Annotated in this window: 17 protein-coding genes, 7 tRNA genes and 1 riboswitch; of the genes, 14 read left to right on the top strand and 10 right to left on the bottom strand. The window is 68.1% G+C overall.

Features of this window, described 5'->3' with window-relative positions:
* Positions 1-13: 13 nt before the first annotated feature.
* Positions 14-96: riboswitch (ZMP/ZTP riboswitch) on the bottom strand.
* Positions 94-1719, bottom strand: coding sequence for an acyl-CoA dehydrogenase family protein (locus EV137_RS03975; RefSeq protein ID WP_134126610.1), 1626 nt, complete (start codon positions 1717-1719; stop codon positions 94-96). It overlaps the preceding riboswitch by 3 nt.
* An 18-nt stretch (positions 1720-1737) precedes the next feature.
* Here EV137_RS03975 and EV137_RS03970 point away from each other — a divergent pair, with 18 nt between their 5' ends.
* From EV137_RS03970 to EV137_RS03955, 4 genes are all read left to right on the top strand, one after another.
* On the top strand, positions 1738-2967 hold the full coding sequence (locus tag EV137_RS03970) for a YhjD/YihY/BrkB family envelope integrity protein (RefSeq protein WP_134126608.1): 1230 nt from the start codon (positions 1738-1740) through the stop codon (positions 2965-2967).
* A 154-nt stretch (positions 2968-3121) separates the two neighbouring features.
* Positions 3122-4204: a ribosome small subunit-dependent GTPase A gene (gene rsgA / locus EV137_RS03965; RefSeq protein ID WP_134009692.1), complete on the top strand. Its 1083-nt coding sequence runs from the start codon at positions 3122-3124 to the stop codon at positions 4202-4204.
* 36 nt (positions 4205-4240) lie between these two features.
* Positions 4241-4984: an SDR family NAD(P)-dependent oxidoreductase gene (locus EV137_RS03960; protein WP_134126606.1), complete on the top strand. Its 744-nt coding sequence runs from the start codon at positions 4241-4243 to the stop codon at positions 4982-4984.
* Between the two features lie 178 nt (positions 4985-5162).
* The gene (locus EV137_RS03955) at positions 5163-5990 is read left to right on the top strand and encodes an EamA family transporter (RefSeq protein WP_166679769.1); all 828 of its coding nucleotides are present in this window, start codon (positions 5163-5165) and stop codon (positions 5988-5990) included.
* A gap of 339 nt (positions 5991-6329) precedes the next feature.
* On the opposite strand, the gene EV137_RS03950 is transcribed toward EV137_RS03955, so the two are convergent.
* The 4 genes from EV137_RS03950 to EV137_RS03935 all read right to left on the bottom strand — a co-directional run bounded on the left by EV137_RS03950 (position 6330) and on the right by EV137_RS03935 (position 7643).
* Positions 6330-6401: transfer RNA gene (locus EV137_RS03950), tRNA-Val, on the bottom strand.
* 3 nt (positions 6402-6404) lie between these two features.
* Positions 6405-6475: transfer RNA gene (locus tag EV137_RS03945), tRNA-Cys, on the bottom strand.
* A gap of 49 nt (positions 6476-6524) precedes the next feature.
* A tRNA-Gly gene (locus tag EV137_RS03940) sits at positions 6525-6597 on the bottom strand.
* 158 nt (positions 6598-6755) lie between these two features.
* Positions 6756-7643 carry a sigma-70 family RNA polymerase sigma factor gene (locus tag EV137_RS03935; RefSeq protein ID WP_305000144.1) on the bottom strand — a complete coding sequence of 296 codons (888 nt, stop codon included), beginning with the start codon at positions 7641-7643 and terminating at the stop codon, positions 6756-6758.
* Positions 7644-7733: 90 nt separating this feature from the next.
* On the opposite strand from EV137_RS03935, the gene EV137_RS03930 reads away from it, so the two are divergent.
* On the top strand, positions 7734-8174 hold the full coding sequence (locus EV137_RS03930; RefSeq protein ID WP_134009696.1) for a pyridoxamine 5'-phosphate oxidase family protein: 441 nt from the start codon (positions 7734-7736) through the stop codon (positions 8172-8174).
* Position 8175: 1 nt separating this feature from the next.
* Here EV137_RS03930 and EV137_RS03925 read toward each other — a convergent pair whose 3' ends face one another.
* On the bottom strand, positions 8176-9090 hold the full coding sequence (locus EV137_RS03925; RefSeq protein WP_134126602.1) for a tetratricopeptide repeat protein: 915 nt from the start codon (positions 9088-9090) through the stop codon (positions 8176-8178).
* A gap of 62 nt (positions 9091-9152) precedes the next feature.
* Here EV137_RS03925 and EV137_RS03920 point away from each other — a divergent pair, with 62 nt between their 5' ends.
* Entirely contained in the window at positions 9153-10118 is a 966-nt protein-coding gene (locus EV137_RS03920; RefSeq protein WP_134126600.1) for an aldo/keto reductase, read from the top strand.
* A 485-nt stretch (positions 10119-10603) separates the two neighbouring features.
* Here EV137_RS03920 and EV137_RS03915 read toward each other — a convergent pair.
* Positions 10604-10675, bottom strand: a tRNA-Val gene (locus EV137_RS03915).
* Between the two features lie 127 nt (positions 10676-10802).
* Here EV137_RS03915 and EV137_RS03910 point away from each other — a divergent pair.
* A complete protein-coding gene (locus tag EV137_RS03910; RefSeq protein ID WP_130438463.1) occupies positions 10803-11363 on the top strand; it encodes a CGNR zinc finger domain-containing protein in 561 nt (186 codons plus the stop codon).
* A gap of 251 nt (positions 11364-11614) precedes the next feature.
* Here the strand turns inward: EV137_RS03910 and EV137_RS03905 are convergent, their stop codons facing one another.
* Complete coding sequence (locus EV137_RS03905) at positions 11615-12433, bottom strand: aminotransferase class IV (RefSeq protein WP_134126598.1); 819 nt, start codon at positions 12431-12433, stop codon at positions 11615-11617.
* Between the two features lie 175 nt (positions 12434-12608).
* Between EV137_RS03905 and EV137_RS03900 the strand changes: the two genes are divergently transcribed.
* From EV137_RS03900 to EV137_RS03885, 4 genes are all read left to right on the top strand, one after another.
* A tRNA-Gly gene (locus EV137_RS03900) sits at positions 12609-12681 on the top strand.
* Between the two features lie 32 nt (positions 12682-12713).
* Positions 12714-12784: transfer RNA gene (locus tag EV137_RS03895), tRNA-Cys, on the top strand.
* Positions 12785-12807: 23 nt separating this feature from the next.
* Positions 12808-12879 (top strand) — tRNA-Val (locus tag EV137_RS03890).
* Between the two features lie 467 nt (positions 12880-13346).
* Complete coding sequence (locus tag EV137_RS03885) at positions 13347-14294, top strand: NADPH:quinone oxidoreductase family protein (RefSeq protein ID WP_134129344.1); 948 nt, start codon at positions 13347-13349, stop codon at positions 14292-14294.
* On the opposite strand, the gene EV137_RS03880 is transcribed toward EV137_RS03885, so the two are convergent.
* Complete coding sequence (locus tag EV137_RS03880) at positions 14288-15745, bottom strand: ArnT family glycosyltransferase (protein ID WP_134126596.1); 1458 nt, start codon at positions 15743-15745, stop codon at positions 14288-14290. The two genes, EV137_RS03885 and EV137_RS03880, sit on opposite strands and share 7 nt — an antisense overlap.
* 32 nt (positions 15746-15777) lie before the next feature.
* A complete protein-coding gene (locus EV137_RS03875; RefSeq protein ID WP_134126594.1) occupies positions 15778-16494 on the bottom strand; it encodes an SDR family NAD(P)-dependent oxidoreductase in 717 nt (238 codons plus the stop codon).
* A gap of 76 nt (positions 16495-16570) precedes the next feature.
* Between EV137_RS03875 and EV137_RS03870 the strand changes: the two genes are divergently transcribed.
* From EV137_RS03870 to EV137_RS03860, 3 genes are read left to right on the top strand one after another with little or no spacing between them, the layout of a single operon-like run.
* Positions 16571-17650: a GntR family transcriptional regulator gene (locus EV137_RS03870; protein ID WP_134126592.1), complete on the top strand. Its 1080-nt coding sequence runs from the start codon at positions 16571-16573 to the stop codon at positions 17648-17650.
* A gap of 47 nt (positions 17651-17697) precedes the next feature.
* Positions 17698-19254, top strand: coding sequence for a sensor histidine kinase (locus EV137_RS03865; RefSeq protein WP_134126590.1), 1557 nt, complete (start codon positions 17698-17700; stop codon positions 19252-19254).
* Entirely contained in the window at positions 19251-19916 is a 666-nt protein-coding gene (locus EV137_RS03860; protein WP_134126588.1) for a response regulator transcription factor, read from the top strand. Before EV137_RS03865 ends, EV137_RS03860 begins: the two co-directional genes overlap by 4 nt.
* Positions 19917-19925 lie beyond the last annotated feature (9 nt).

Genomic DNA, 19925 nt, shown 5'->3' with positions numbered 1-19925 from the left:
GGTTGCAGTGGGTCGAAGGCACCCAGGCGCACGGTGCCGACGGGTTTCGCTCCCCGGTGGTTCTCCACCTTCAGCGCGCCAGTCGCGACTCGCTCACCCTATCGTGCGTTCGACAATGCCAGCGAACGGTGTGGTCCGTGGCAGCGTCCCGAACACACCGCCCCAGTCGTTGGCCAGCCGGGACGCAACGAATGCGTCAGCGACCTCCGGCGTCGAGTGCCGGATCAGCAACGAAGCCTGGAGACACAGGGCCATTCGCGCGGCCAGTCTGCGAGCACCGGCCTCGGCGTTCTCGATGTCAGCAAGCGCTTGCAGTACGTCGTTCACCGCCGCATCGAGCCGCGCATCGGCACCCTGCACCGAGCCGACCTCGAGCAGCCACGCCTCGAGCGACTCCGGCCGGCGGAGCGCACGCAGTACGTCGAGCGCGTTGACGTTGCCCGATCCTTCCCAGATCGAGTTCAGCGGCGACTCCCGGTAGAGCAGCGGCAGCCCGGACTCCTCGACGTACCCGTTGCCGCCGAGGCACTCCAGCGCCTCCGCGACCATGAACGGCGTCCGCTTGCACACCCAGAACTTCGCGAGCGGCAGCCCGATCCGCCGGAATGCTGCTTCCTTCGGGTCTGAGGAATCCACTGCGGCGGCCAGGCGCATGGCGAGCGCGGTGGCTGCCTCGCTCTCCAGCGCGAGATCGGCGAGCACGTTCTGCATCGCGGGCTTGTCGGCGAGCAGGCCGCCGAAGGCCGACCGGTGCTGCGTGTGCCAGCTCGCCTCGACGAGTGCGCGCCGCTGGAGCGCGGCCGAGCCGAGCACGCAGTCCAGCCGGGTCGCCGCGACCATCTCGATGATGGTCCGTACGCCGGCGCCCTCGTCCCCGAGGCGGTACCCGATCGTGCCGTGGAACTCGACCTCGCTGGAGGCGTTCGAGCGGTTGCCGAGCTTGTCCTTCAGCCGCTGCAGGGCGAACGGGTTCCGGTTGCCGTCGGCAAGGACCCGCGGTACGACGAAGCAGCTCAGCCCGTCCGGCGCCTGCGCGAGGACGAGGAAAACGTCCACCTGCGGGGCCGAGCAGAACCACTTGTGCCCGTTCAGTTGGTACACGTCGCCGGCGGGCGTCGCCGTCGTGAGGTTCGCCCGTACGTCGGAACCGCCCTGCTTCTCGGTCATCCCCATCCCGGCGAGAACGCCGTTCTTACTCGCTGCTGGCAGCCGGCGTACGTCGTACTGCGTGGAGGCGAGCTGCGGGACCCACTCCTTCGCGAGTTGCGCGTCCACCTTGAGGGCGGGCACGGCGGCGTACGTCATCGAGATCGGGCAGCCGTGGCCCGGCTCGACCTGCGACCACAGGTAGAACCCGGCCGCGCGGGTCAGGTGCGGTGAAGGGCGCTCGCTCGTCCACGGCGCCGCTTGCAGCCCGAATCCGACGGCCTGCTCCATCAGCCAGTGCCACGACGGGTGGAACTCGACCTCGTCGATCCGGTTCCCGTAGCGGTCGTGGGTGCGCAGCACCGGCGCGTTCTGGTTCGCCGGGAGAGCGTGAGACAGCGCCTCCTCGGATCCCGCGAGCTCGCCGATCCGGAGCAGATCGGGATCGGCTGTGAGATCCCCGGTGAGGTCGGCGTACGGACGCAGAGCGTCACAGAGCGCCGCGTCCCGGGTGAAGAAGTTCACGCCCCGCAGTGGGGGAGCCTGATTCGTTACCGCGAATGGGTCCGCCATGTCAGTACGGTAAGCGGTATGGCACGTTCTGGGGCAGGACCCACTGGTGGGAGCTCCCTCTCATTGGCATGGGTCCGCAAGGTCCCCGCGACGACCTGGAAGCTGCTCACCCAGACGATCGGGGTCTGTCTGCGCTACCGGGTCACCGGACTCGCGGCCGAGGGGGCGTTCTTCGCGATCCTCTCGCTGCCGCCGCTGATCTTCGGGCTGGCCGGCTCGCTCGGTTACATCGCGAGCAAGTGGTTCGAGGTCGAGACGATCAACGACATCAAGCAGCAGATCGTCGACCTGGCCGCGCGGGCGCTGACCGACGACTCGATCAAGAACGTCATCGCCCCGACGCTGGACCAGGTGCTGAACGGCGGCCGCCCGGACGTCATCTCGATCGGTTTCGTGCTGGCGCTGTGGTCCGGCAGCCGCGCGCTGAACGTGTTCGTGGACACCATCACGATCATGTACGGGATGGGCGGCAAGCGCGGCATCGTCCGGACCCGCGCGCTGTCGTTCTCGCTGTACTGCGCGGCGCTGGTGATCGGCGTGATCGTCCTGCCGCTGGTGCTGGCCGGCCCCGACGCGGTCGACGCACTCCTGCCGCACCGGCTGGACTTCCTGAACCAGCTGTACTGGCCGGTGGTCACGATCCTGTCCGCGGGCTTCTTGAACACGCTGTACCACCTCTCGGTCCCGATCCGTACGCCGTGGGTCTCGGACCTCCCCGGCTCGTTCCTGGCGTTGTCGATCTGGATCCTCGGCAGCTTCGTGCTCCGCTGGATCCTGCAGAGCACGGTCGGCGGTACGTCGATCTACGGTCCGCTGGCGGCGCCGATCGCCGTACTGATGTGGCTCTACATGACCGCCATCGCCGTCCTGATCGGCGCTGCGCTGAACGCGGTCGTGGACCGGCTGTGGCCGCACAAGGCGCAGGTCGCCGAGGTCAAGCAGGCTGCGTCCGCCGAGGAGGACGACGACCGGGTGGAGCACGACGAGGTCGAGCCGGTGATGAAGGCGGAGCCGGATCCGCACCACGAGCACGATCACACGCTGACACCGGTGGAGTCGGAGGAGCGGCCGGAGGCGACGGTCGGCCGGAAGATCGAGAAGCTCTCGGAGCGGCCCCGGAAGGCTGCTCCCTCCGCTGTGCCTCGACCTGAGCGTGAGCCTGAAGCTCAAGTTGAGCCTGAGGCTCCGCGGAAGCCCGCGTCGGTCGGAAAATCCGGTGCGCAGGGTGACACCGAAGACCTAGGCTGACGGCATCGCGACACACGGTCCCGGCTCGGGACCGCTGGGATTCGGAAGGGAGGCAGCTGCCATGAGCTTGCTACAGGCCCGGTGGGCCGTTGTCTCCCGCACTGTCCGTCCGCTGAGCTGATCTCGCGGCCGGACCCTCTGAAAGGTTCGCCGCATGTCAGCCACGCTTCAGGCCCTGGGACTCGACAGTTCCACGGCCGAGTTTCTGCAGTCCGTTCCGGAGGACCTCGTCCCGGGACGCGTCGCCCGGGTCGACAAGGGTCTGGCGACGGTGTTCACCGAGGACGGACCGGTTCGCGCCAGCTGGTCCGGGGCGCTGCTCGCCGAGATGGCCGCCGACGCGCAGGCCGGCCCCTGCACAGGGGACTGGGTCGTCCTGCGGTTCTGGCCGGACGACCGGATCACGCTCGAGTCGGTCCTGCCCCGCCGTACGACGATCGTGCGGGCAGAGGTCGGCGGCTCGTCGCGCGGGCAGGTGCTCGCGTCGAACGTCGACGTGATCGCGATCGTCGTCGGCCTGGTCCCGGAGCCGAACATCGTGCGGATCGAGCGGTTCCTGGCGCTGGCCTGGGAGAGCGGTGCGCGGCCGGTCGTCGTACTGACGAAATCCGACCTCGTCGGGGACGCCGAGTCCGTGGCCGAGGACGTGGCGGTCGCCGCGCCGGGTGCAGACGTATTGGTGTGCAGCGCGACCACCGGCGCGGGCATGGACGACGTACGGGCGCTGCTCCGCGGTTCTGAGGACTTGGGGAACGCGACGCTAGCGTTGCTAGGTTCGAGTGGCGCGGGCAAGTCGTCGCTGGTGAATGCGCTGGCCGGCGTGGAGTTGCTGGATGTGCAGGACATCCGGGAGGACGGGAAGGGCCGGCACACCTCGGTACGGCGCGAGCTGATCGCGCTGCCTCAGGGCGGGGTCGTGATCGACACGCCTGGGCTCCGCGGGATCGGTCTGCAGGAGAGCGGTGAGGGACTGGCCGCGGCGTTCCCGGACATCACGGCGTTGGCAGATCACTGCAAGTTCAAGGACTGCTCGCACGTGATGGAGCCGGGGTGCGCGGTGCAGGCGGCGTTGGACGACGGATCGCTGCCGTACCGGCGCTACGACAGTTGGGTGAAGCTGCGGCGCGAGGCGGCGTACATGGCGCGTCGTGCGGACGTCCGGCTCCGAACCGAGGCGAAGAAGGAGTGGGTCCGCGCCAGCAAGTCCTACCGCCGCGACCACAAGCCGCGACCGTAGTTTGCTGTTCTGTCCAGCAATGAAAGGATCGGGCGTATGAACCGATCGGTGCTGGTGACGGGGGCTTCGCGGGGGATCGGTGCGGCGGCGGCGCGGGCGTTCGCTGCCGCGGGTGACCGGGTGGCGATCCATTACAGCGCCTCCGCGGACTCCGCGGCGCAGGTGCTGAAGGAGTTGCCGGGCTCAGGGCATCTGACGGTGCAGGCAGATCTGGCGGATCCGGCGGCGATCGAGGCGATGGTCTCGGACGCCGCCACGGCGCTGGGCGGCATCGACGTACTCGTGAACAACGCCGGCATCTACCACCCGCACCGGATCCGCGAGACGACGTACGCCGAATGGCAGCAGGCATGGGCGGACACGCTCGCGGTGAATCTCGTTGGGCCGTCCAACGTCACGTGGTGCGCGGTGCGGCACATGTCGCGCGGCGGCCGGATCGTGAACGTGTCGTCTCGCGGTGCGTTCCGGGGCGAGCCGAACCAGCCGGCGTACGGCGCCTCGAAGGCGGCGATCGTTTCGTTCACGCAGTCGCTGGCGCGGGCGTTGGGGCCGGAGGGAATCGCGGTGACCGCGATCGCGCCGGGTTGGACGGTCACCGACATGGCCGCGGTGAACCTGGCCGGCGACGGCTACGACCGCCGCCGGCTGGAGAGCCCGCTCGAGCGTGTGGCCGACCCGTCCGAGGTCGCGGCCGCGATTCTGTACCTGGCGTCACGCGAAGCCGAGTTCGCGACCGGGACCGTCCTCGACTTCAACGGCGGCTCGTACCTGCGGATGTAAATCCGTTCGCTCGATGCCGGGGGACTGGTTAGGGTCTTGTTCGTGCATCGCATCATCACTCCGCCGGCCGCCGCTTAGCGGACGGCATCCTCGCGCCTCAGGTCTTCCGGCCTGGGCTTCTTCGGGCTGTTCGCAGACGCCCCGACCACTCATTGCGAACACCTTCCCGGAGTGTCCGATGCATCATCGTCTCTCGACGAGGCGTGCCCTCGTCTACGTCGTTCTCGCCGCCCTGGCCTGGGGTACCGGCGGCCCGACCGGCGCCCTTCTGTCCCAGTACGCCGGCCTCACGCCGCTGTCCACGTCCTTCTGGCGCCTGGCCGCAGCTGTTGTGTGGCTGGCCGTCGCACGTCTCGCCGTACGCCGAGCTCCGCTCGGACCGGTGCTCGTGGCCAGCCCGCTCCGTCCCGTCTTGAGCGGTTTGGGTCTGGCCGCATGCCAACTCGGCTACTTCACCGCGATCCCACGTGTAGGCGTCGGCATAGCCACCGTGATCGCCTTGGGGGCGGCCCCGATCTTCATTACGATCGTTGCGCGCGAACGGCTGACCCCAGCTCTCTTCGCCGCCCTGGCCGGCCTGGTGCTGCTCTCCGCCACCAGCGGCACAGCCGACCTCGCCGGTATCGCAGCAGCCGTGATGTCCGCGGCGGGCTACTCACTGACAACGCTCCTGAACCGCAACACGCCAGACCCCCTGACGACCGCGCTCCTGGGCTTCACCGCGGGCGCCTTGTTCCTGGCACCTTTCGCCGCGCTGCCGACATCACTCGTCGGCTGGCTATTGATCGTGTACTTCGGCCTGATCCCCACGGCCTTCGCCTACACCCTGTTCTACCTCGGCCTGAGAACCCTCAAAGCCTCAACCGCCTCAGTCATAGCCCTACTCGAACCAGTAGTAGCCACCGCCATCGCCGCCACGATGTTCCACGAACACCTGACCCTCACAGCCCTGACAGGAGCCGCAATAGTCCTAACAGCCGCCACAGCCCATTCTCGCCACCAGTAGCACCCGCCCAGCGGGGAAAGAAACTGTCGCCACGTGCAAATTTCTTTCCCCGCTACCCAGCCCCCCGCACCCGAGCGCTCCACCCAACCCCCGCAGCCGAGCGAAGCGAAGGCGTCCACCGAGGGGTCAGTTGGGGATGTGGTGAGTAACCCACAAACGGAACCACCGCTGGTGAGATAACCGCCAAACCCAGCCCCCGCAGCCGAGCGAAGCGAAGGCGCAAAGGGGGTGCGGGTGGCGGAGCCCCCGCCGCGCGGCAAGCGAAGCGCAGCCGCACAAATGACGAAGGCGAGGCGGTCAGCGCAAGTATTGCGCGACACACCTCGCCCATCGCCTTCGTGGACGATACTGGGATCGAACCAGTGACCTCTTCCGTGTCAGGGAAGCGCGCTACCGCTGCGCCAATCGTCCTCGAGGTGGAGACGGGATTCGAACCCGTGTAGACGGATTTGCAGTCCGTTGCCTCGCCTCTCGGCCACTCCACCAGAGAGGCCATTCCGCCACGTGCGGCGGCGGCCTGCCGAACCTTCTCCGAGCGGACGACCGGGTTCGAACCGGCGACCTCAACCTTGGCAAGGTTGCGCTCTACCAACTGAGCTACGTCCGCGCTGCGCTCCGCCGCGTTTCCGCTCGGTGCGAGAGCAGAACAGTAGCGCACTTTCCGCCCGGACAAAAACCCGATTTCACCGGGTCGTCACGAGCCTGAATCGCACCCCATCCGTCACACGAGTCCCACCGATTCTGTCCACTCGCCACGCCGTCCGGTCACGCCTTCAGCGACATAAGATCGACGTTTTCGAGGTACTCCGCATCGCCTCGGAGATCGATCGCGGCGACACGCCCGTCGACCACGGTGAAAGAGAACACAATCAGCGGTTCGCCGCGCTGCATCCACACCAGGCCAGGCATTCCGTCGACGAGCACCAGCTTCGCGGCGGCGGCTCGTCCGGAGAACTCCTGCGCGACCCGGTCGGCTCCCGCAAGTCCCGGCGTACTGCCGTAGGCTGCCGCGCCCGCGTCCGACCGTACGACGACCTCCGGGTCCAGCACGTGAAGCAGTCCCGAGAAGTCCGCACCACGGGCCGCGGCGAGGAAGGCGGTGACGACTTCCTTCTGCCGCACCACGTCGACGTCGGTCGGTTCCGGCGTACCGCGGACCCGCCGTCGCGCCCGGCTCGCGATCTGGCGGGCGGCGGCCGGGGACTTGCCGATGATCGGCCCGATGTCGTCGAACGGTACGGCGAACAGATCGTGCAGCACGAACGCGAGGCGCTCGGCCGGCGACAGCGTCTCGAGAACCACTAGCAGTGCTAGCCCAACCGAATCGGCCTGTACTGCTTCGAGTTCGGGATCCGGTACGACGTCGTCCGCGAGGACCGGGGAGTGCTCGGCGACCGGCAGTTCGGGCCGCCCGCGCCGAGTCCGCAGCATGTCCAGGCAGATCCGCCCGACCACGGTCGTCAGCCAGCCGCCCAGGTTGTCGATCGTCGCGGTGTCGCTGCGACTGAGCCGGATCCAGGTCTCCTGGACCGCGTCCTCCGCCTCGGGCTCGGACCCCAGGATCCGGTACGCGACGCCCCGCAGCCGGTCCCGGTTGTGCTCGAACCGCGTCGCGAGCCAGTCGTCCCCGCCCATCCGGACCACATCCTTCACCTGTCGTACGTTGACCTGTCACACTGACCGGCCGAGCGCCGTCATGCGATTGACGGAGCACGAGCACCAGATGTGACAGAGGAGTGAGCGATGACGGCCGAGGCCCGCCCGTTGGAGGTCCGCAAGCAGGACACCCTGAACCGTCTGGAGGCAGACGTCGACGCGTGGGTGTCCACGGCGTCCCTGGACGGTACGCCGTACCTGATGCCGCTCTCGTTCCTGTGGAGCGACGGGACCTTGCTGCTGTCGACGTCGCGCTCCAATCCGACGGCGCGCAACCTGCTGGCGAATCCCGTCGTACAGCTGACGCTGGGGGAGGTGCGCGACGTGATCCACGTGGCCGGCACGGTCTCGATCACGGAGGTGTCGGAGGCCGAGGGTGCGGCGTTCGCGGCGAAGGCGGGCTTCGATCCGCGTCCGCTGCCGAACTACCCGTTCTTCCGCGTCACGCCTACGAAGATCCAGGCCTGGCGCGAGGTCAACGAACTCAAGGACCGCGTGCTGATGGACAACGGCGCCTGGATCGTCTGACTCACCAGAGGAACGTCAGCTCCGACACAGTGAGGTGCGGCCGCTGCGCTGTCCAGGTGTCCAGGCATGTCCGCAGTTCGGCTTCGGAGCCGGCCAGACCGAGCATGGCCGCATCCGTCGGGGCAGGCGCGTGGTCGTGTGCGTCCGGCGAACCATGCGAGCAGTCCGAGCACATCACCCTGATGCCGGACCAGTTGTCGACGCCGAGCCCCGCAGGTCCGGCGAGGTCGGCGAGCAGGTGGACGTCCTCGGTCTCGGCGCCGACCACTTGCGCCTGCCACGTCGGCATCCCGGAGTCCTGGAGCCGTGCGAGTTCGTCGAAGACCGCCAGTTGCCGGCCGCCGAACTCCCGTTCGCCCTTCGGCTCGCCGTCGTGCAGTACGACGTCCCGGAAACGATGACCGGACTCGGGCAGCGGCACGCTCGAGATCACCGCATGCGCAGGACTCCGGCGCCAGCACCACACGACCTCGGTGTCGCCGTACCCCGGAACCACCTGGTGCCGCAGACTCGGCCGATCCGGATTGACCCGGATCGGCGTGAGGCCGAAATCCTGGTCGATCGGACCCTGACCGGGCTCGATCGTGCCGATGCCGTACTCAGCCCACGCCCATCGCGCGGTCTCCCAGTCCGCGAGAGCAGTGGCGGCGATCCCGAGATTCCAGGCGGCCGGGTTCGCGCCCTCGAACTCCTGCCGCTCCTGGTCGGAGAACAGCGCCATGGCCCGCCGGTTCCGCTCGGCCGCCTCCGCCCACTCGCACCGCGCCTTCGAGTGCATAGCAGCCTCGAACCAGGCCCCGAAGGAGTCCGGCAGCAGCTCGGTCAGCTCGCGCCCAAGCTGCCCGACACGCTCGGCGTCCCCGGCCTCATCCGCCACCTGCCACTCCCGCGCAACCTCACCCGGCTCTCTCGTCATCGCGCCATTCTGCCCGTGCCGGGGTTGACTTCGAGCGCGGTCCAAGAGGCAGGCTGGTGGACATGGTGTCTCTGGGGAACCGCAGGCCGGTCAGTGCGTTGTGTCTCGGTGCGATGAACTTCGGTACGTCGACGCCCGCGGAAACTGCCTTCGCGATCCTGGACCGCTTCGTGGAGGCGGGCGGGACGTTCATCGATACGTCGAACAACTACAACCAGTGGGTCGGCCACGGCGGTGAGAGCGAGGAACTGCTCGGGCAGTGGCTGCGGTCCCGCGGCAATCGCGACTCGCTCGTGATCGCGACCAAGTGCGGCGCGCGGACGACCGTCCCGGGCGATCCGGGGGACGCGCACTGGGAGGGCTTGAATGCGTCGGCCGTTTCGTCGGCGGTCAAGGGAAGCCTCAGCCGGTTGGGTGTCGACCGGATCGACCTGTACTACGCACACATCGACGACCGCAGTACGCCGCTGGACGAGACCGTTGCCGCCTTCGGCCGACTCGCCGCGGAGGGGGTCGTGGATCTGGTCGGGTGCAGCAACACCGCCACGTGGCGACTCGATCGTGCACGCCAGACAGCGGTCGCTCAGGGCGTCGCGCCGTACTCCGTGATTCAGCAGCACTCGAGCTACCTGTGGCCGAATCCGCCTGCGCTACAAGGGGTCCTGCGTCGCGGGACACCGCATTTCCAGCATGCCGGTATCGAGCACTTCGACTATCTGTCGGAGAACCCGGATCTGACCATGGTCGCGTACCAGTCGTTGCTCGGAGGATCCTATGTACGTGCGGATCGGCCGTTCTGGGCACAGCGCGGGTACGCGCATCCGACGGCGTACGTCCGCTTCGAAGCGCTCCGTCAGATTGCCGGTGATCTCGGCGTGTCCCCGAACCAGATCGTCCTCGCGTGGCTGATGCACCACGGCGTAGTCCCCCTCATCGGCGTGTCCTCAATCCCCCAACTCGAAGAGGCCCTAGCGGCCGTCGACATACAACTGGACGCCGCCCTGACGACCCAGCTCGACAACGCCTGACCCTCGCCCCAAGACCCGACCACGCGGCGAGCAACGTGCAGCCGAGCGGAGCGAAGGCACCACCACGGGGCGGTCGGCGTGTGGTGTGTAACCCACAAACGAAAGCACCGCTGGTGAGGTAACTGCCCACCCCAGCCACGGAGCCGAGCGAAGCGAAGGCGTCCACCGAGGGCCGATCGGAGATGTGGTGAGTGACCCACAAACGAAACCACCGCCGGTGAGGTAACTGCCCACCCCAGCCACGGAGCCGAGCGAAGCGAAGGCGTCCACCGAGGGGCGGTCGGCGTGTGGTGAGTAACCCACAAACGAAACCACCGCTGGTGAGGTAACTGCCCAACCCAACCACCGCAGCCGAGCGAAGCGAAGGCGCAAAGGGGGTGCGGGTGGCGGAGCCCCCGCCGCGCGGCAAGCGAAGCGCAGCCGCACAAATGACGAAGGCGACGAGGTCCGCGCTTTCCGCGGACACACGTCGCCTGTCGCCTTCGTGGGCGATACTGGGTTCGAACCAGTGACCTCTTCGGTGTGAACGAAGCGCGCTACCACTGCGCCAATCGCCCGGGGTGGTGCTGATGTTTCTTGTGGGGTCTTGCGGGTGAAACCATAGCGCATGATGAAGCGACGATCTAATCGGGCCGGGCTACTCTTGCTGCAGGACGGAGACCCCGTCGCGTTGGAGACGTGATTGTGACTTTCTCGCACGACACCGAGCAGGCGCTCGGGACGCTGGTCCGGCTCGTCAACACGATGCCCGGGCCGAACAGCCAGGTCGATTCGCTGGAGACCCTGGAGGAACTGGAGAAGTTCGTCCAGGAACGGGAGTTCAGCGCGGTCGATACGCTGACGGACAAGGACCTGGCCGAGGTCCGCGACCTGCGGCCGTTGTTCGCGCCGGTGTTCACCACGGATTCCGACGCGTCGGCGGCGACGATGATCAACGCGATCATCGCGCGCGGTACGTCGACTCCGCGGCTGACCAACCACGACGGGCATCCGTGGCACATCCACTATTCCCGCGCGGGCGCGTCGTTGGCGTGCCGGATCACGGTGGAGTGCGGGATCGCACTGGCGCAGGTCATCTCGGCCGGCGAGCGTGAACGTCTCCGCAGATGCGAGGCGCCGGACTGTGACGACGCCCTGATCGACCTGTCCCGCAACCGTTCCAAGCGCTACTGCGACGCCCGCACCTGCGGCAACCGCTTGCACGTAGCCGCCTACCGCGAACGCCGCAAAGCCTCGGGCGAGTAACCCCCCAGCCGGCGGGCACCCAGCGCACGCACTACACACCGGCCGATCCCACCCGAGGACTTGTCGGCGTCGCCTGACAACGCGAACGGATATCCCCTGCCGTTGGGGGGTTCTCTGCTGGTGTACGAGTGGAGAACCCACTACGCGAGGGGTGTCCCCTCGCGTGCGCGCCGGTGGTGGCCGGTCCGGGCCGGTGGTCTTTCCGGAACCTTGTGTGCGCCGGTTGGCGATTATGTTCCGGAAAGCGCGGGCTACGGGTTCGGGTTTTCGGTGGAGCGTTCGGTGAAGATCTTGGCGACCTGGGCGGTGATGGTGCCGGGGGCGGGGAGCTCGCGGTCGTCGACACGCCGGATGGCCTGCACGTCGCGCGTTGTCGATGTGAGGAAGATCTCCTCAGCTTCGAACAGTTGCTCCAGCGGTACGTCGCGCTCGACGCCACCGAACCATTCGAGGACGAGCCCGCGCGTCACGCCGGCCAGTGCGCCCGACTCGAGGGTCGGCGTGACGAGCTCACCGTCGTACACGCAGAAGATGTTCGAGCCGGTGCCTTCGCTGAGGTTGCCGATCGTGTTCGCGAAGATCGCCTCGCTGCCGCCGCGTTCCTTCGCGTAGGCGAGGGCGCGGACGTTCTCGGCGTACGACGTGGTTTTGAGGCCGGCGACCGCGCTGCGTTCGTTGCGCACCCACGGGACCGTGACGATCTCGGACACCGGCGCCGGGCGCTTGATCGCCTGCGTCGCGATCAGGACGGTCGGGCCCGACGTACCGCGGTCCGACGACAGCGGAGAGACACCGCCCGTATAGGTGATCCGCAACCGGCCGAACGGGATACCGGGGTCGGCCGCCACCACCGCGTCGATACCCGCCTCGATCGCCGCGACGTCCGGTGCCGGGAGGCCGAGCCCGACCGCCGAGCGGACGAGCCGGTCGAGGTGCAGCCGGACCGCGAACGGGCGGCCGCTCTCGATCTTGATCGTCTCGAAAACGCCGTCGCCGGTGGTCAGCCCGTGGTCCAGCGGCGAGACCGTCGCCTCGTCGTCCAGCAAGGCGCCGTTCAGCCAGATACGCATGTGGTGCTCCTTCCGCGGAACACCTTAGTGCGCAGGCGATCCCGGTCCGCGCGGGAGTCCGAAGGTGAGCAGTTGATGACGGTACGTCGACGTACCGGGGACCCCGATTTTTGAACTGGAGCGGAGATGGGCTAATGTTCTTCTCGCGCCGGAGACACCGAAAACCGGTCGCAGTGCGGACGTAGCTCAGTTGGTAGAGCGCAACCTTGCCAAGGTTGAGGTCGCCGGTTCGAACCCGGTCGTCCGCTCGGAGAGGGTTCGGCAGGCCAGCTTTCTCAGTGGTGGAGTGGCCGAGAGGCGAGGCAACGGCCTGCAAAGCCGTGTACACGGGTTCGAATCCCGTCTCCACCTCGAGAACCCCACGAGGTTCCCTTGGACGATTGGCGCAGCGGTAGCGCGCTTCCCTGACACGGAAGAGGTCACTGGTTCGATCCCAGTATCGTCCACGAAGGCGATGGGCGAGGTGTGTCGCGCAATACTTGCGCTGACCGCCTCGCCTTCGTCATTTGTGCGGCTGCGCTTCGCTTGCCGCGCGGCGGGGGCTCCGCCACCCGCACCCCCTTGCGCCTTCGCTTCGCTCGGCTGCGGGGGTTGGGTTGGGCAGTTACCTCACGGCGGTTGTTCCGTTTGTGGGTCGCTCACCACATCCTCATCCGTCCTTCGGTGGACGCCTTCGCTGCGCTCGGCTGCGATGGTTAGGTGGGCAGTTATCTCACCAGTGCGGCGCGTCTCTCACCACTCGGTCGACCGCCCCCGGTGAAGCCTCGCTTCGCTCGGCTGTGGTTGGAGTGACCGGCCGTCGGGGAAGAGTTCGATCGTCGGCAAACAGGTGTACGATCATCATCAAACATGAGTGAGGGGTGGTGAGGTCGTGCGGGCGCTGGAACAGCCTTCGTTGGACGGTCCGGGTGTGATGCGGGTGGTGGACGTCGCGGTGCCGGTGGCGGGGGCGGGGGAGGTCCTCGTGAAAGTCGGTGCCGCGGGGGTGAACTTCGCCGACGTGATGCAGACGCGAGGCACGTACGACGGTGGCCCGAAGCCGCCGTACCTGGCGGGTTTCGAGGCAGCAGGTGAGGTCGTTGCCCTCGGCGAGAACGTGGCGAATGTGGCCCTCGGCGACCATGTGATCGGGACGGGTGCCGGCGCGTTCGCGGAGTACATGGTGATGCCCGCCAACGCCGTCGTACCCGTGCCGAACGGCTGGAGTGACGAGGAAGCCCTCGGTCTGGTCCTGAACTGGGCAACCGCTCTCGCGTCTCTCCGGCCCCTCGGACAGCTGACCGCTGGTGACACCGTGCTGATCCACGCCGCGGCCGGCGGTGTCGGGCAGGCGGCGGTGCGGATCGCGAAGCACTACGGTGCGACGGTCATCGCCACCGCGTCCGCGTCGAAGCATGACGTCGTACGGCGGCTTGGCGCGGATCATGTGATCGACTACCGGGCAGCGGACCTGGTCGCGGAGGTACGCCGGTTGACGGGCGGGCGCGGTGTCGACATCGTGCTCGAATCCGTCGGCGGCGACACGTTCCGGCAGAGCATCGAGGTTGCGCGCCGGGTGACCGGGAAGGTCGTTGTCATCGGAGCCGCGGCCGGTGAGTCGTCGATCAGCAACTGGGAGCTCAACTTCAAGCACCCGGTGCACGTGATCGGCCAGCATCTGACCACCACGATCCAGCACGCACCCGAACTGTTCGCTGAGGTCCTCCACGAGCTCGATGAGCTGATCGAGGCCGGTGTGTACCCACCCGGCCGTCCGACCGTCTTCGACCTCGCCGACGGCCCGAAAGCCCTGGCCGAGCTCGAGGCCCGCGCCACCGTCGGCAAGCTCGCCCTCATCGTTCGACCGTCAGGAGATCAGTAGAACTGCCGGATCTTCGGCCACAAGGTGGACCAGGGCTCCGCGGGCGCGCTGCACAGGACCAGGGCGGTGCCGTCCTCGTCGTTCGAGACGATGCTGTCCACGGTGCCGACCTGCTTGCAGTCGCGGAAGTACGACTCGAAGATCGGGGTCCGTTCGATCTCGACGAGGAGCACCGGACCGGTGTTGGTGTCCGGCGGCCGCGACCAGTCCCAGAAGCTCATGTGCGAGGAGTACGGCGCCGGCAGGCCGTGCGCAGGCCCGTAGCGCACAAGCGCTCCGGCCTCGCCGTAGTTGCCGGTGAAGAGAGTCGCTCGCTCCGTAGACGGGATCTGGCCCCACGCACTGGCGACGGACGCGGTGAACGCGGGCCAGCCGATCTGCTCACCCTGCTCCTTGTTCACCGGGATGACGAAGTCGACGGCTGACGCGGGCAGGACCGGCAGTGTGAAGACGGCAGATGTCACCGCAGTCAGGACGAAACCGACGACAGCCTGGGCTCGATGACGATCCACCCAGCGCAGTGCGGGCTCACAACCGGCTGCCACGAGCACGAGCAGCAGCGGCAATGCGTAGTACGACTTCCCGCCGGTCACGAGCACGACGAGGCACAACACCGGATACGCCAGCGCGACGGAGCGAGCCCAGCGGAGCTGCCGCCAGATCCGCAGGAAGCCGGCCACCCACACCGGGACCAGGAACGGTGACAGTTGCAGGAGTTGGAGCGGAACGAACATGATCCGGTTCTCGGTGCCGTCGTCCTCGCTGATCCCGCTCGCGACCCTGAGCTGCGGCCAGTCGTGCTGGAACTGCCACAGCACGTTCGGCAACGCGATCAGCCCCGCGACCGCCACGCCCACGACCAGCCACCACGATCGCAGCACCCCGCGCGGTCCCAGGATCAGCAGCGAGATGAGCAGCGCGCCGATCGGCAGCACGACGAGGTACTTGTTCTCCAACGCGATGCCGGCCGTCAGCCCGAGCGCGAGCCACCAGCGGCCGTCGCCCGTCCGCAGCAGCTTCACCGCGAACAGACCGATCAGCATCCAGGCAAGCAGGTCGTACGTCGCCGTGGAGACCAGATGCCCGACACCGATCACGAACCCGGACACCGCGGCACAGACAGCCGCGAGGATCTGACCGCGCCGCTCGCTGCCGAACTCCCGCGCGATCAGCGCGACGACGACGATCGTGGCGACAGTACTCAACGTCGACAGCACCCGCAGCCCCATCACGGTGTCGCCGAAGACGGCCGTCGACACGCGCGCGATGAACGGGGTCAGCGGCGGCTGGTCGACGTACCCCCAGCTGAGATGCCGCCCGGCGACCATGAAGTACAGCTCGTCGCGGTGGTAGCCGTAGCGTCCGGACAGCGCAGTTAGTACCGCACCAACGATCAACGCGACGGTCGCGACAGGCCGTACAGCGAACGCAGGCACCGGTGGGCGGGTCATGGCGGCATGGTGCCAGCCGGAGGGGGCCGCGACTAGTTCAGCAGGTGGGATTCCTGCTCGCGTTCCAGGAGCAGGACGCGACCGGCGAGTGATTCGTCCTCCACGAAGCGGACGACGGCGTCGGTGACGGCCTCCAGCGGGACCAGCGCGGGGCCGCGCTCATCCCGCGGCAACGCGTCGCGTTCGCGCAGTCCGCGTTCAGTGGCGACCCAGTCGGGTACGACGCAGTTCACCCGCACACCGTGACTTGCGTGGAGCGGCGCCAGGGTGGTGGTCCAGCGGATCAGGGCTGCCTTGGCGGCGCTGTACTCCGGCGACACGTGCGGGCCGAAACCCAGCCCGGCCGTCGACCCCACGACCACGACCGCGCCACCGCCCGCCGCTTGCATGCCGGGGAGGGCGAACTGAGTGGCGAGCATCGGGGCGCGCAGGTTGACCGCAAGGGAGTCGGACCAGCGCTTGACGGACGCTTCCGGGAAGCATGGCGTCAGGACCGCCCCGCCGCCCGCGTTGTTGACCAGGATCTGCGGTTGACAGCTCATGAGGTCGGCGACCGCGTCGTCGTCGCGAAGGTCGACCTGCACGAAGCGCGCCGACTTCCCGATCAGCTCCGCCGTACGCCGGCCGCCGGCGGCGTCGATGTCCGCGACCACGACGGACGCGCCTGCCGCGGCGAGGCGCTGGGCGATCGCGCGGCCGATGCCGACCGCGGCTCCGGTGACTACTGCGACTTTCCCTGCGCTGTCCATGCTCCGCAGGCTGCCAGCCGCCACCGACAGTCCGGGATGATTGGATATGTCAACCGGACCGGCGAGAGGAGGAGCTGTGGCACTGCTGTACGAGCGGATCTGCGCTCACGTGCTGGAGCAGCTCCGCCGGGGTGCGCTGCGGCCGGGGGACCGGGTGCCGTCCGAGATGGAGCTGGCGGCGCAGTTTGCGGTCAGCCGGATCACGTCCAAGCGCGCCCTGGAGGTACTGCGGGAAGCCGGTCTGGTGGAGCGCGTCAGGGGCAAGGGGACGTTCGTCGTACGCCGGCTGCCCGACCTCACCGATCTGACCGTGCCGCTCCGCCCGACGCCGCGCCGCGAGGCCCGGTCGATCGCGCTGATCGTGCCTGATATGTCCGAGGCCTACGGGCTGGACCTGCTCAACGCGATCGAGGAGCGCTGCGCGGAGTACGGCGCCCACCTGGTGGTACGGCGTACGCACGGCCGGCAGACCGATGAGGAGAAGGCTGTCGACTCGCTGGTGGCCACTGTGGACGGTCTGATCGTGTTCCCGGTGCACGGCGACTTCTACAACGCCAGCCTGCTCCGGCAGGTGCTCGACGGGTTCCCGGTGGTTGTGGTGGACCGTCATCTCTCCGGCATCCCTGTGGCCGCGGTGCACACGGACAACGTGGCCGCTGCTCGCGCACTCACCACACGGCTGCTGGAGCGGGGACATGAGCACGTTGCCTTCGTCTCGCCGCCGCCGGTGAACACCTCCTCGATCGAGGACCGGCTCGAGGGCTTCCGCGCCGCCTTCGCGGATCAGAAGCACGGTCAGCCCTACGAGCTGACGGACTTGCGCAGCACACTGCCCGGCTCGACGACCACTGAGAGCGTCCGTGCGGACATGGACACCATTCGCGCCTTCCGCGACCAGAGACCCGAGGTGACGGCGTACTTCGCGTGTGAGTACAACCTGGCCCGCATGGTCGACAGGGCGCTGGGCGGTGACCGAGTGGTCGCCTGCTTCGACTCACCGGGGGACTCCATCGGCGGACCGCCGTACCTGCATGTCCGGCAGGACCAGGCAGAGATGGGCCGGCGTGCCGTGGACCTGCTACTCGCGCAGCTGCGCGGTGAGCCCGTGCCGAACCTGTCCCTCGTACCGTTCGAGCTGATTGACGCGCAGACCTGACTTTCGGCAGTACGGCGTGCGCACTGCGACTGTGTAGCGTCTACGTCATGAAGTGGCGCCGCCTGGGGGACGTGGGTCTGTGGGCCGCGCTGAGCTTCCTCGTGCTCGCAGAGAGCGGTGCACGGCACGACCCGTACTGGGTCCGCGCTGCCTGCCTAGCGGTCCTGGCGTTCGCGGTCATCGGGCGACGCAGGTGGCCGCTGGTGGCTCTGGGCGCGGTGGCGTGGACGGAGATCGTCATCGTCGCCTTAGCACTCGGTACGACGAACGGCGTGCAGATCGCCCTGGTACCGGCGATCAGCTTGTTGAGCTACCTGGCCGGCCGACGGGAGACACAGCTCAAGCACTTCGTGCTCCTGTGCAGTTGGTCGCTGCTCGGGATGCTCCTGCTCGCCCTGACGATGCCCAGGGGAGCGCAGGCGACAGAGGCGGTGCTGACGTGGCTCATGTTGCTTCTGCTCGCACTGCTAGTCGTCGTGCTGCCGTGGCTGATGGGGCGCTACCGGGCGCAGCAGGCGTTGCTGGCGACAGCAGGCTGGGAGCGTGCCGAGCGGATCGAGCGCGAGCAGCAGATGGAGATCGACCAAGAGCGCCTGCGCGAGAGATCCCGGATCGCCGAGGACATGCACGATTCGGTCGGTCACGAGCTCAGCCTGATCGCACTGCGCGCAGCAGCGCTCGAACTCGACCCGTCCCTCCCAGAGGAACACCGACGGGCTGCGGGTGAGCTACGCGAGTCGGCCGCCACTGCGACGGAGCGGCTCGGCGAGATCGTCGGCGTACTGCGTGACCAGGACGCACCGACCGTTCCGCATGACGAAACCGTGCGTGCGTTGGTGGACCGGGCTGCTGCGTCCGGTCTGGCGGTGCAGCTGACCGAGGACGTTGACGGCGTACTGGCGCCGATGGTGGACCGGGCCGTGCACCGCGTGGTGCAGGAGTCGTTGACGAATGCGAGCAAACACGCACCCGGTGCGTCCGTGACGGTCAGCGTGACGACGCACGAGGACGACGTACAGGTGGAGGTTGTCGACACCGGGGCGAGCCAACCAGTGGCTGCGCCGTCAGGTGGGCGTGGCCTCGACGGACTGCGTGAACGCGTCCGGCTCGCTGGCGGCTCTTTCACTGCAGGTCCACGACCAGGTGGTGGTTTCCGGGTCACTGCCACGATGCCGCGGGCCGGCGGCCGACCGGAGCCACCCACTGCTGCGGTTGAGCGAGCCACGGTACGGCGGAGCGCACAGCGTGGCCTGATCACTGCCATTGCCGCGCCGGTACTACTGGGTGCCGTGGTCGGTGCGGTTGCCCTTGGCTACTACCTCGTGGCGGGCTACAGCGCGATCCTGCGACCAGCGCAGTACGACGGACTCACCATCGGCCAGTCCGAAGCGGAGGTGGCGAAGGTGCTGCCGCGAATGCAGATGATCGATGCGCCGGGGGAGGGCTACCAGCCACCGGCCGGCTGGAGCTGCCGGTACTACCGGCCGGCCGCTCCGTTCTCCAGCAACTACGTGTACCGCCTGTGCTTCGCGAACGGCGTTCTGGTCGCCAAGGCCGTCGTACAGAGCGGTTCTGTCCCACCGACCCCGGAAGGCAACGGATGATCAGGGTGATGCTCGCCGACGACGAGGCGATGGTGCGGGCCGGTGTCCGCGCGATCCTCGGCACCGACGACGAGATCGAGGTCGTTGCCGAGGCAGCCGACGGCATCGAAGCCGTGGAGGCGGTACGGCGGCACCGGCCGGACGTCGCCGTACTGGACATCCGGATGCCGCGGATGGACGGACTGGCCGCCGGCGCAGAGATCCGGCGGACGGTCCCGGAGACGGCGGTCGTCATCCTCACGACGTTCTCGGAGGACGCCTACATCGCCCGGGCGCTCGGCGACGGCGCGAGTGGCTTCCTGTTGAAGTCCGGCGACCCGCGGGAGCTCATCTCGGGCCTGAAGGCAGTAGCCGAAGGCGCCGCCTATCTCTCTCCGAAGGTCGCGCAGCGGGTGATTGCTGAGCTGAGTGCGGGCGCCGGTGGCGGTGCGATGGCACGTGCGGCGGCTGCCAAGGAGCAGGTCGCCGTACTGACTCCCCGGGAGTTGGAGGTGCTTGGACTGGTCGGCGCCGGCCTGTCGAACGCCGAGATCGCGGGGCGGCTGTACCTGGTCGAGGGGACCGTGAAGGCGTACGTCAGTGCCGTACTGCTGCGGCTCGGTGTGAAGAACCGGGTCCAGGCGGCGATCGTCGCCTACGAAGCCGGTCTGGTCACGGGCTGAAGGGCGGAT

It is taken from the genome of Kribbella pratensis (assembly GCF_004366075.1).
Classification (GTDB): domain Bacteria; phylum Actinomycetota; class Actinomycetes; order Propionibacteriales; family Kribbellaceae; genus Kribbella; species Kribbella pratensis.
This window is presented reverse-complemented; position numbering and strand designations above follow the sequence as displayed.